We start from the raw sequence: 13,039 nt of genomic DNA, 5'->3' as shown, positions 1-13,039 counted from the left end.
CATTTGTTACATCGGAGTTCGCATTTGTTACTTCGGAGTTCGCATTTGTTACTTCGGAGTTCGCATTTGTTACTTTGGCGATCGCATTTGCTATTTCAGCGATCGCATTTGTTACTTTAGCGTTCGCATTTGCTATTTCGGCGATCGCATTTGTTATTTCGGAGTTCGCATTTGTTACTTCGGGGTTCGCATTTGCTATTTCGGCGATCGCATTTCCTATTCTAAACGCTTATCTTCTTAAACTCCGAGGGTCGAGTGCATCTCTCAACCCATCACCGAGTAAGTTGAATGCTAGCACTGTGAGAATAATCAACACAGCCGGCGGCCAAATTAACCAAGGTTGCAGTACCAAAATGGAAGCATTGCTAGCCAGAGAAAGCATATTGCCCCAAGAGGGGTCTGGTTGTTGAATTCCCAAGCCGATGAGACTTAGTATTGCCTCTGCACCAATAAAGCTGGGGATTGCAAGAGTAGCAGAGATAACTACATAACTAGCCGTTTGCGGCAAGACGTGGCGAAGGATTATATAAAGTGGGTTTGCGCCCATCGCGCGTGATGCTTGGACAAATTCTCGTTCTTTAAGTGATAGTACTTGTCCTCGAATGACTCGTGCTAAACCAGCCCAGCTAATAACCGAAGTAATCACCACAATCAGCAAAAAGCGCTGGGTACTACTTAAACCCGCTGGTAAGACTGCGCCCAAAGTCACCAAAAGATAAATACTAGGGAAAGTCATTAGCACTTCTGCCAAGCGCATAATGATGCTATCAGTCACACCGCCGAAATAGCCCGAAATTCCACCGATGAGCAAACCGAGGGGATAGGTAATGATAATGCCAAAAATCCCGATAAACAGACTGATGCGACCGCCATGTAAGAGGCGACTAAATTGGTCGCGGCTTTGGTCATCAGTGCCCAAGATATTGACTTTTGCGTCAGTTGTTGTGCCAAATAAATGCCAATTTAAGGGAATACCAGGAAAAATTGTGACTTCATCCCACTTGGGTGGTAGTGGCAAACTCATCTGCAACAATCGGTATTCTGGCCCGGAAACAAATAGACGCACAGGTGATGGCTTTTTGAAGTCTACAATGAGTTGGCGATCGCCTGTTTCTAAATTTGTGTCTCCCTGAGTTGTGGGATAAACATGGGGCCCGATAAACTGTCCTGATTGAGAAACCCAGTGTATCTGAGTTGGTGGCAGCAGTGAACCATTAGGCTGTGAGGCATAAGGGTCATAAGGAGCCACGAAATCTGCTGCAATTACTGCTATGTAGAAAATTAACAGCAAAATCGCCCCAAATTGTGCCAAAGGATTTTTCTTTAGTCGTCGCCACCAATCCATAGTAGTTAGGAGTTATAAGTTATGAGTTTATGAGTTATTAAAGTTTTATCTTAATTCATAACTCATGATTAATAATTATTAACTCCTAACTTTTAACTCCTAACTCTCAACTCCCCACTCCTAACTTCTCTAAATACTTCTGCTGTTCTTGCTGTTGTTTTTCGTGTTCTACAACAAACACGTTTGAGTAGAGATTAGCAAGAATTTGTTTGCCCTGTTGTGTCAATGATAGGTAATGCAGCCCTTCTTGGATATAGGGATAGACACCATTCCAGTAAAACTTAGCGTAGTTATTCCGTAAATCGGCAGGGGTTTTATAGCCTAAAACTTTATTTACACCAGTTTCTTCAAACTCGTAAAATAAAGAAGTAATTTTCTTCAGGTAACGTGGGTCGCTTAGTTGACCAATCAAATCAGCAGCCCGGACTAAACCAGCAAAGCACTTTGTATCTTGATGATCTTCTGCCGCAGGCACGGGAAATCGTGTCAGTTCAATATTGCTCTTAATTGCCTCAGCATCTATTAACTTGTGGCCTCCAAAACGCTCATCAATAAAAAGCTTGGCTCTATCAACATGATATGGCGTGAGACTGGCATCAGAAGCGCCAGGAGCTACAGAAACCATTTTGCCATTTTTACCTGTGGAATATAAGCCTACTGCTTCTTGGTCTAGTCGGCAAACTCCCTTAACGTAGCCAATATCATGGCTCACTAAGGAAATAATACAATGCAACCAGTCTTCACTGGAAACACCGCCTTCTCTGATGTGTTTGCCACGTAATATTTCTTGCCCCACAAGGGTGACAAGGACAGTGTGTTCAACATTGTGATAAAGGGCATCGCTATTGGCAATATTTTCCAAAGCCATGTTACCAGCCCAGGCGATAATGTCCTGATAATCATTTTTGAAGCAGCCATAAGTGCGACGGTAGCCTTCTCTAATTTCATTTACAAAGGCATCAATTAAAATTTCAGTGGCATTGAACATATCTGGTGACTCTGGTAAATACCAATTATTTATTGATTTGATTGATTTCAAAATTCCACTATCAGGATCGCCCTGGCTGGAATTTACCTGGATTTCTCACAAGTGAGAAATGAGCGTGAGTGTAGGGAGTGTAGGGAGTGTAGGGAGTGTGGGGAGTGTGGGGAGAAAGAGGAGGAATTGAATAACTGCACATCAATGAACGCTGCATTGCCTCCCACACCTCCCACACCTCCCACACCTCCCACACCTCCCACACCTCCCACACCTCCCACACTCCCCACCCGAACCACACAATACGTGAGAAATTCGGGTTAGGGTAATGCGAGTTTGCTCATTTGTAACTCACGTGTAGCTGTGGACGCTAGCTTGAACTATCCCTGGATGTACGACTTTTTGACAAGACAAAGGCTTTAGAGGAATTAGGATTTGCGTAGATAAAAGCTTTTACTGGTTTAATAACATACATTGATAGTTCAAATTTTTAATTAAATAATTCTAGATTAGCTTTATCAGTTTTTCATATATGAGCATTGGTTGACGGTGATCTAAATGGGTATATTGTGTGATTTAGAGTAGCTAGATGAGATGAAATAATTTCTTGTATCATAATCTACAGAAAGGTTTCAAGTATTTGATGGCAGTAATTTTTCTTATCAAAGAAGTTCTATTATATACGGTTAAAAATAAAAGACATTTACTATGAAATGCGTCATAGTTGATGGGAAGTAAATAAATTTCAAGTTTTCTTAAGAAAATACCAATATTGGTATGCATAGACAGAAAGTGGAGGTTGGACTGTGAGCGATGAAAGTGTTTCAGAAATCGAGGTGGAAGAACCTATAACCTCTGAGGATGCTAGCTTTTTGAGCAAATCAGAGCAAAAACCAACTAGGGCATGGTTGAAGCCATTATTTTTGGGTGCTGGTTTAGGAATTGCGATCGCATTTGGTGGAATGAGTGTATTAAGTCATCTTCCATCCCGTCAACAAAGTGCGGTAGCGGATAAAAAAATTAACCCATCAATGACAGTTACCATCGCCACAGTAGAAGCCGCCCGTGTTGTGCGTACTCTTAAAACTACTGGAACTGTTGCAGCACGTGATTTAATTCCGGTTTTACCACAGACAAACGGTTTACAAATCAAAAGTATCCCTGAAGATGTGAAAGAAGGGGTTTTTGTCAAAAAAGGTCAAGTTTTGGCGGTGTTGGATGATTCCATATTGCAAAGCCAAATTAGCCAAGCAAAGGCAGATGTCGAATCAAAACAAGCCGATGTGGAATCGAAACAAGCAGATTTAGCATCCAAGCAGGCAGATTTGGCATCAAATAAAGCCATAGTCCAGCAAAAACAAGCAGATTTAGCTCAAGCGAAGGCAAAGCTAGAAGAAGCCGCCAAAAATTATCAGCGCTATCAACAACTGGCTGATTCTGGAACCATTAGTAAGCAAGAACTTGATACTCGTTCCTACGCTGTAAAAACTGCCATACAAGTTGTGAATCTATCCCAAGAAAATCTGCGTAGTGCCCAGGCCAATATCGGCAGCGCCCAGGCTAATATTAGTAACGCTCAAGCTATTATCAACAAAGCCAAAGCTGATGTCCGCAGCAGTGCTGCTAAGGTGCAACAACTACAAACTCAGTTGGAACAAACTGTGGTGCGTGCGCCGGTTTCTGGAGTCATCGCGGAGAAATTGGCCAGAGTCGGTGATGTAACTGGTGTGCCGCCGCAAACGCAGGTGGGAACCGTGATTGGTGGCACACAAAAGCTATTTTCGATTATCCGAGATGAAAAGTTAGAACTTCAGGCGAAGGTTCCTGAAATTCAATTAAATCAAGTGAAAATTGGCGCATCTGTGCAAATTACTTCCGATGTCGATCAGCGCGTGCGATCGCAAGGACGAGTCAGAGAGATCCAACCACAGGTGAACGATCAAAGGCGAGAGGCTACGGTCAAAATTGACTTACCGCCAACCACTTTACTTAAACCAGGGATGTTTGCCAATGCTGCAATTACTACTAACTCAGGGATGACGATGGTAGTGCCGCAAAAAGCAGTCCAATCTCAAGCAGATGGAAGTGTAATTGTATTCACCTTATTAAGTGGAGATATAGTTCGCAGCCAGAAAGTAGACTTAGAAAATCCTACAAACGGCGACAAAGTAGAAATTAAGAGTGGGTTGCAATTAGGCGATCGCATCGTAGTTGATGGTGCAGGATATCTCAAAGATGGTGATAAGGTTCGAGTTGCAAAGTAAAAGGGAATTGGCAATGTGGAAATGGGATGTGCGACTTATTCTTAAAACCCCTCTCCAAACCTCTCCCCGAAACGGAGAGAGGCTTTGATTATTGCTCCCCTTCCCTTGTAGGGAAGGGGTTGGGGGTTAGGTCTGAGAGAAAGTTGCACACGGCGTAAATAGGGAATGGGGAATGGGAGAAATAACCAATGACCAATGACCAATGACCAATGACAAATGACAAATCCAAAATCTAAAATCTAAAATTTTCTCATGTCCTTTAATATCTCAGCTTGGTCGATTAAAAAACCTGTTCCTACGATAGTTTTATTTTTAATTTTGACGGTTGTGGGTTGGTTCTCCTTTTTATCCTTAGGGATTGATACTAACCCTAATATTGATGTCCCAACAGTTTCGATCAAAGTCACCCAACCAGGTGCAGGGCCAGCCGAACTAGAATCCCAAGTGACGAAAAAAATTGAAGATGCCGTCGCGGGGTTGGGCAATATCGATTTTATGATTTCCACCGTCAGCGATGGGAATTCTAAGACGACAATCAATTTTGTTTTGGGTACAGATAGCGATCGCGCCACCAATGATGTCCGCAATGCGATCGCTCAAATTCGCCAAGATTTACCCCAAGAGATCAACGATCCAATTGTGGAACGTCTAGACTTTGCCGGCGGCCCGGTGATTACTTACGCGGTTAAATCAGATAAGCTTTCTGTAGAAGAGTTAAGCAATATTGTCGATCAAACCATTAGCCGCGCCTTATTGGGAGTTCGTGGTGTCGCCCAAATTCAACGTGTGGGTGGAGTTGATCGAGAAATTCGGATTAACCTGAGTCCAAGCCGCTTACAATCTCTGGGTATCACCGCCACTCAGGTAAATGACCAAATCCGCGATTTAAACATTAACTTACCTGGCGGACGGGCCGAAGTCGGCGGTAGCGAACAAAGTATCCGCACATTAGGAAGTGCCGCCAGTGTGGATATTTTGAAAACCTACGAAATCCTTTTACCACAAGGCGGTTCCGTACCCTTATCCAGTTTGGGAACTATAGAAGATAAATTTGGTGACGTGCGCCAAGCTGCTACTTTAAATAATCAACCTGTGGTAGCTTTCCAAGTGTTGCGTAGTACTGGCAGCGTTCTGGTGACAGTAGAACAAGGAGTGAAAGCAGCAGTCAAAGAACTGGAAAAAACACTTCCCGCAGATGTCAAACTAGATTTGATTTTTACTAGAGCCGATGTTGTTCGCCAATCTTACCAAAGCACCATTGATGAATTAATTCAAGCTTCAGTGCTGGCTGTCATCGTTATTTTAGTATTTTTGCGGGACTGGCGAGCAACATTAATTACGGCTGTTGCCTTACCCTTGTCAATAATTCCCACCTTTGCAGTGCAGCAAGCCCTTGGTTACACGCTCAACAACATGACTTTGTTGGCATTAGCGCTGGCGGTGGGCAACTTAGTAGATGATGCCGTGGTGGAAATTGAAAACATGGAACGGCATATCGCTATGGGCAAATCAGCTTGGGATGCTGCTTTTGAATCTGCCGACGAAGTAGGATTAGCGGTAATCGCAAGTTCAGCAACCATTATTGCCGTGTTTATGCCCGTTGCTTTTATGGGTGGGATTCCGGGGCAATTTTTCCAACCATTTGGTGTTACCGTTGCCGTTTCCACAATTTTCTCAACTCTTGTCGCGCGGATGGTTACGCCGATGATGGGGGCGTATCTTTTAAAAGAGGCAGGGGAGCAGGGGAGCAGGGGAGCAGGGGAGCAGGGGGAGCAGAGGGAGCAGGGGGGCAGGGGAGCGGGGGGAGTAATAAGATTGTTTAATTTCAAGTTTGCACTCCCAGGTAGAAAGCATGGAAACAGAACACTTAGAACTGAAAATCGTCGGGGGTTTCAACCTTATAGATCGTTATTACAATGGGCGTTACGCCATAGATTGACCACAATGGCGATCGCTCTAGCTTTCTTCATTGCCAGTGTGATGCTGGTTCCGTTGATTCCCAAGGGTTTCGTTGATGATGGCGACTTTGGGATTTCTAACGTATCTATAGAACTAGCTCCAGGTTCGACATTAGAAGATGTTAACAAGGTAGTCACACAAGCGACTGATATCATCCGGCAAAACCCAGTCGTTGAACGTGTATTAGCAACCGAAGAGATCAATTCTGCAAACCTGGCAATTAATCTCAAACCCAGAGAAGAACGAAATATTTCTCAAAAACAGTTTGAGGAACAAGTACGCCCTGCCTTTGAGCAAATACCAGGAGCGAGAATTAGTTTTCAAAGTCAGTCACCAGGCGACAGTCGCAAAGGTTTATCAATTGTTCTCAGAAGTGAAAATCCGGAAGCATTGAATCAAGCGGCTGATGCCCTAGAAAAGCAGATGCGATCGCTAGCAGGATTGGTAGAAGTGTCTTCGACTGCGAGTTTGGTTAAACCAGAGATTTTGGTAATTCCGAACCCACAACGGGCAGCAGATTTGGGAGTAACAGTACAAGCGATCGCTCGGACAGCTTCTCTGGCCACCATCGGCGATAATGAGGCGAACTTGGCAAAATTTAATTTAAGCGATCGTCAAATCCCGATTCGCGTGCAAATCGATCCGAAAGTCAGGGCTGACATTAACACAATCACAAATCTCCAAGTCCTCAGTCAAAATGGCAAATTGATTCCCCTGGTGGCTGTTGCAGATATCCGTTTTGGTAGTGGCCCTGCAACCATCAACCGTTACGATCGCGCCCGTCAAGTTGCTGTAGAAGCCAATTTGCAAGGGATTTCTTTGGGAGAGGCTGTAGAAACAATCAACAAACTACCTATAATGCAAAACTTACCGCCAGGGGTAGTACAGCAACCCTCCGGTAGCGCCAAAATTATGCAAGAGATTTTTGGGCGCTTTGGTGGCGCGTTAGGGCTGGCATTAATGTGTATCTATGCAATTCTGGTGTTGCTGTATAACAACTTTCTGCATCCATTATCGATTATGGCGGCCTTGCCATTTTCTTTAGGCGGCGCACTAGTAGCCTTGATGGTTGCTCAAAAACCATTGGGGATATATGCCTTGATTGGTATCGTGTTGCTGTTGGGGATTGTCACCAAAAACTCGATTCTGTTGGTGGATTATACAATCATCAATATGCAAGAAGGCAAAACTCAGCGTCAGGCACTCGTAGAAGCTGGCGTGTCACGTCTGCGTCCAATTTTAATGACTTCTCTGGCAACGATCGCCGGTATTCTACCCCTAGCGTTAGGAATTGGCGCAGGTTCTGAAGTTCGGCAACCAATGGGAATTGCCATTATGGGCGGTTTCACAACTTCTACTCTGTTGACACTGGTAGTAGTGCCAGTGATATTTAGCTACATTGACAACTTCCAAACTTGGATTATGGATAGATTGCGCTATGGCTTTGGTAAGAAACCATCGCGTTAATAATTATTGTAGAGACGGCGATTTATCGCGTCTTCTTAACCAAATCGTATTGCTTGCTTACAACGTAAGTTTTACCCCACCCTAACCCTCCCCTTGGAAAGGGGAGGGAACTAGATTCTCTTATTTCCCCCCTTTCCAAGGGGGGATTAAGGGGGGTAATTCGACTTATGTGTACACCAGAGAGGTTAATTTCCCTACTTCCGCTTCCTTAAATATTGTGCGATCGCATTTACCAGTGGGAATCATAACAAACAGATTCACCACAGTAAATAAACAATGGCTTACCAAAACATTACAGGCTCCCTTACCCCAGCAGATATCCAAGAAATTAAAGCAGCCTTTGCGACTATCCAAACAAAGTTGCCTTTTCTGGTGACTCTGAGTGTAGAAGAACGACGCAAGTTATTTAAGATGGGCGATAAAAGCCTAGCTTTTGTCAACACTAGCCTGACTGCTGCCCAATCTAACCAAGATATTTTACCAGCCAGCTTTGATGTAGATGAGTTTGTGCGGGATTATCAACTAGCCGCCACTCTCAGCGAACTTCTGATTGGACTGCGACAACTGACAGAACAAGTAGATGATACCTTAATGGCTGTCGGTAGTGAGACAATGAGCAGCAGTTTGACAGTTTACGATTATGTCAAGACTGCTGCTAAGAAGACTCCAGGGTTAAAAACTATTGCCGAACAGTTAGGGGAACGGTTTAAAGCTATTAAAAGTAAACCTGCTAAAACTGCTTCTGATTCATAAGCTTTAAACTTCGCGGGAGAGTCTTTAGGGATTTCCAACAAATAAATTATTCAATCTTGTGGGGCGGGCAACATGAGCGCCTTTGGCTATGGGCGGGTGAGACACCCACCCCACAAGAATTATTTGAGTATTTTTTTATTTGAAAGTTCTTTGATACTCGTGAATGAGTCTTTAATACTCGTGAGCGAGTCTTTAATACTCGCGGGAGAGTCTTTGATACTCGTGAATGAGTCTTTGATACTCGCGGGAGAGTCTTTTATACTCGTCGGCGAGTCTTTAATACTCGTGAATGAGTCTTTGATACTCGTGGATGAGTCTTTAATACTCGTGAATGAGTCTTTGATACTCGCGGGAGAGTCTTTTATACTCGTCGGCGAGTCTTTTATACTCGTGGATGAGTCTTTTATACTCATGAGCAAAGATTAACATCCAGTCTATTCTCTTACTTTGCGCTCTTTGCGCCCTTTGCGGTTCGTTTCTTCATTCTCTTACTCCTGCCTGAACGCAGCATAGTAAATTTTCAAATTTGGGAAGCTCCCACAAATACAAATTTAAAAACCCAAAGAAAATCTGACTTTCTAAATCAGGAATTAGGAATTGCAAGCTTGGTATTATACCGATAGCCGCGTGTAATCTGCCACCCTGCCCTGATTTATGCTCATAACTCCCCGCCACACTAACAAGCTTTCCGTCTTTTTCCTTTTCTGTTTCACCCTACTCCTAACTCTCTTCCTCTCTCTACCTTGGGTAAACGCCAAAGAAACCCCCAAACCCAAACCCCAAGATTGGCAGATTAACGGTATATCAGCAGCCCTTGATGATGGACACGACAAAGTTAAGGGATATGCTCTGGATAAATTAGTTGAATATGATCTGAAAGATTTAAAATCCCTGGTGAAGAAACCAGAGGATATTGCCGAAAAAGCTGCCAAAATCCTCAAGGATGAAAAGGTGGACACCTCCGTTCGTTCAGGTGCGGCATCGGCATTGGGCAACTTGGGAGACGCCACAGCCAAGTATGTCCCTGACATCCTTAAAATCCTCAAGGATGAAAAGGTGGACACCTCCGTTCGTTCAGGTGCGGCATCGGCATTGGACAATTTGGGAGACACCGCAGCCAAGTATGTCCCTGACATCCTCAATATCCTCAAGGATGAAAAGGTGGACACCTCCGTTCGTTCAAGTGCGGCAGAGGTATTGGGCAACTTGGGAGACGCCGCAGCCAAGTATGTCCCTGACATCCTCAATATCCTCAAGGATGAAAAAGTGGACGCCTCCGTTCGTTCAAGTGCGGCAAAGGCATTGGGCAACTTGGGAGACGCCGCAGCCAAGTATGTCCCTGACATCGCTAATATCCTCAAGGATAAAAAGGTGGACGCCTACGTTCGTTCAGGTGCGGCATCGGCATTGGGCAACTTGGGAGACGCCGCAGCCAAGTATGTCCCTGACATCCTCAATTTCCTCAAGGATGAAAAGGTGGACGCCAACGTTCGTTATGGTGCGGCATCGGCATTGGGCAACTTGGGAGACGCCGCAGCCAAGTATGTCCCTGACATCGCTAATATCCTCAAGGATGAAAAGGTGGACGCCTACGTTCGTTCAGGTGCGGCATCGGCATTGGGCAACTTGGGAGACGCCGCAGCCAAGTATGTCCTTGACATCCTCAATTTCCTCAAGGATGAAAAGGTGGACACCCCCCTTCGTTCAATTGCGGCATCGGCATTGGACAATTTGGGAGACACCGCAGCCAAGTATGTCCCTGACATCCTCAATATCCTCAAGGATGAAAAGGTGGACACCTACGTTCGTTCAGGTGCGGCAGAGGTATTGGACAATTTGGGAGACACCGCAGCCAAGTATGTCCCTGACATCCTCAATATCCTCAAGGATGAAAAGGTGGACACCTCCGTTCGTTCAAGTGCGGCAGAGGTATTGGGCAACTTGGGAGACGCCGCAGCCAAGTATGTCCCTGACATCCTCAATATCCTCAAGGATGAAAAAGTGGACGCCTACTACGTTCGTTCAAGTGCGGCAAAGGCATTGGGCAACTTGGGAGACGCCGCAGCCAAGTATGTCCCTGACATCCTCAATATCCTCAAGGATGAAAAGGTGGACGCCTACGTTCGTTCAGGTGCGGTAGTGGCATTGGGCAACTTGGGAGACGCCGCAGCCAAGTATGTCCCTGACATCCTCAATTTCCTCAAGGATAAAAAGGTGGACGCCAACGTTCGTTCAGATGCGGCAGTGGCATTGGGCAACTTGGGAGACGCCGCAGCCAAGTATGTCCCTGACATCCTCAATTTCCTTAAGGATGAAAATATGGATGCCGAAGTTCGTTCAAGTGCAGCATCGGCATTGGGAAAAATCAGACAACTGAAATTAGAAGAGGTTGCTGTAGTTTTAAATTATGTCTACGAACCAAATCAGGGAAGTTTTGGTTATGGTCAGAATAATTATGAATTTTGGCGATTTTGGACTTATTTTCTGGGTGGCGGCACTGAGCAAGTGCAAACTTTACTGAAATGGCTTGGCAGACCTCAAGCAACTCCCGATAATCTGAAGCACCCTGAAGGTGTCAAAACACTAGAAGAATTCCGTACTACCTGGAAACTCAGTCAAGAATTTCCACGTTTACAACAAGACTTAGCTAGGCAAATTGCTGTAGTTGCCAGAAAAGTCTCTTGGCAACAACAAGATATTTTGATTTTAGAAACTCACTACCACAACCTGAAAAACGCCGGCTACAACGAAGCTGACTCACTGCAATCAGTCATAATTAACCTCAAAGGTTGGCAGTGGTTTTTTAACGCCAGAATTACCATCCTCACTCATGCCGCCTTTTGGCTTGCCCTCATCTTCGCCTACCCCAAATTTCCCCAAGTCCAAGCCATCTTCTTCTGGAACCCTTGGGTACGCCGTATTCTCGGCGTCGGCTACGTCGGCTTTCTCCTCACCTGGTTTCCCCCCTTCCGCCGCAAATTATTTGAACCCTTCAAACCTTCCCTATTAGCCGATGCCAGCTTAGATAATTTTTATGACCAATCATACTTCCCAGAATCAAAAGTCAAAATTCCCACTTCAGGAGACATCCAGCCAATTACCGCAGCCCTACCCAGCATTCAAGGACAAATTATCTTACAAGGAGATTCCGGCTTAGGCAAGTCGATGTTTATCCGTCATCTGTTGAAAAACTCCCAGCGCATAGTCGTTTATCTCCCCGCCCAAAAATGTGATAAAGGCGTAATAGAAGCCATCCAAGACAAGCTACACGGCCAAGCCCAAGATGCCGGCTTCCTGAAAAACCTGATTTACAGTGGCGCGATAGATATCTGCATCGACGGACTCAACGAAGTCACCGCCGAAACACGGGCGAAAATCTGCCAGTTTGTCGAAAGCTATTTCCGGGGCAACATTATCATGACTACCCAGCCCCTAGAGTGGACACCCCCCTCAACAGCCAAAACCTACTACTTGCAGCCCCTTGAACAACAACAAATTCAAGAGTTTTTGATCTCCCGTCAGCCGCGACTCCCCCAAGATGCCAAAATTCAAGGTGCTGATTACGCCCAAGCCAGCACCATTTATTTAACAGAAGTCCTCAACAACCAGCAAGCCAAAGAAGAGTTAGATGCTGTCCGCCGCATTCTTTCCAATCCAATGGATTTAACAGTAGTAGCGCTGATGTTATCACAAGGTAAACAGCCAAACTTGTTTCGCCTGCAAGAACAGCAATACAACCTGATGGCGGCAGAATACCAGCAAGAATGGAAACAAGAATTTCCCCTCAAAAGATTTTCCGCCGCCGTCTACCAAATGCGACTCGATGACAAACAAGCCTTACCCGCCGATGAATTTCACCAAGTTGCCATGTCTTTGGAAGATGAGAAATACAAGATGGTAGTCAGCCGTCAGTGGCAAGATGAAAAAGGCGAAGCGAAGAAAGAATGGTACTTCCGCCACGATAAAATCATGGATTTCTTCTTGGTGCAAAACTTTCTCGGCGAAACTGATACCGCCGAAGGACTATTAGTTGATAGAATGGGCGATCCGCGTTTTCGTGGTGTTTATTTCTTGCTAGCAACGTTGCTTCCTTTAGATGCAGCCAAAGAACTGCGAGAAGATTTGATTCAATACGCGGCGGATACTAAAGACAATACGGTGAGTAATACCTTTGTGCAGTTGTTACGGACTAGATAAGTGGGCATGGTTATTTTCTTTGTGTTTTAGAGGATGTTTGAAAAGTTCTTAGTGATGTATCAAATCCTTTTAGAT

General features: G+C 44.8%; 6 protein-coding genes. 4 read left to right on the top strand and 2 right to left on the bottom strand.

The annotated features are described in order from the left end of the window. Window positions 1-229 precede the first annotated feature (229 nt). Together FD724_RS26215 and FD724_RS26210 are read right to left on the bottom strand one after the other, a co-directional pair. Window positions 230-1,345, bottom strand: a complete 1,116-nt coding sequence (locus FD724_RS26215; RefSeq protein WP_179074611.1) for an ABC transporter permease — start codon at window positions 1,343-1,345, stop codon at window positions 230-232. 106 nt (window positions 1,346-1,451) lie between these two features. Further along, complete coding sequence (locus tag FD724_RS26210; RefSeq protein WP_012409034.1) at window positions 1,452-2,333, bottom strand: Npun_R2479 family HD domain-containing metalloprotein; 882 nt, start codon at window positions 2,331-2,333, stop codon at window positions 1,452-1,454. Between the two features lie 797 nt (window positions 2,334-3,130). Here FD724_RS26210 and FD724_RS26205 point away from each other — a divergent pair. From FD724_RS26205 to FD724_RS26190, 4 genes are all read left to right on the top strand, one after another. Then, window positions 3,131-4,588: an efflux RND transporter periplasmic adaptor subunit gene (locus tag FD724_RS26205; protein ID WP_179074610.1), complete on the top strand. Its 1,458-nt coding sequence runs from the start codon at window positions 3,131-3,133 to the stop codon at window positions 4,586-4,588. Window positions 4,589-4,840: 252 nt separating this feature from the next. Further along, the gene (locus tag FD724_RS26200; RefSeq protein WP_179074609.1) at window positions 4,841-8,014 is read left to right on the top strand and encodes an efflux RND transporter permease subunit; all 3,174 of its coding nucleotides are present in this window, start codon (window positions 4,841-4,843) and stop codon (window positions 8,012-8,014) included. A gap of 276 nt (window positions 8,015-8,290) precedes the next feature. Continuing rightward, window positions 8,291-8,767, top strand: a complete 477-nt coding sequence (locus tag FD724_RS26195) for a hypothetical protein (protein ID WP_179074608.1) — start codon at window positions 8,291-8,293, stop codon at window positions 8,765-8,767. Between the two features lie 654 nt (window positions 8,768-9,421). After that, window positions 9,422-12,964, top strand: coding sequence for a HEAT repeat domain-containing protein (locus FD724_RS26190; protein ID WP_179074607.1), 3,543 nt, complete (start codon window positions 9,422-9,424; stop codon window positions 12,962-12,964). Window positions 12,965-13,039 lie beyond the last annotated feature (75 nt).

Source organism: Nostoc sp. C057 (assembly GCF_013393925.1).
Taxonomy (GTDB): Bacteria; Cyanobacteriota; Cyanobacteriia; order Cyanobacteriales; family Nostocaceae; genus Nostoc; species Nostoc muscorum_A.
Note: the sequence above shows the minus strand (reverse complement) of the source record. Positions and strands in the feature narration are given on the sequence as shown.

Coding starts and splice junctions, on each gene's coding strand:
- FD724_RS26215 (WP_179074611.1), bottom strand. CDS start 1,345: ATGGATTGGTGGCGACGACTAAAGAAAAATCCTTTGGCACAATTTGGG.
- FD724_RS26210 (WP_012409034.1), bottom strand. CDS start 2,333: ATGTTCAATGCCACTGAAATTTTAATTGATGCCTTTGTAAATGAAATT.
- FD724_RS26200 (WP_179074609.1), top strand. CDS start 4,841: ATGTCCTTTAATATCTCAGCTTGGTCGATTAAAAAACCTGTTCCTACG.
- FD724_RS26195 (WP_179074608.1), top strand. CDS start 8,291: ATGGCTTACCAAAACATTACAGGCTCCCTTACCCCAGCAGATATCCAA.
- FD724_RS26190 (WP_179074607.1), top strand. CDS start 9,422: ATGCTCATAACTCCCCGCCACACTAACAAGCTTTCCGTCTTTTTCCTT.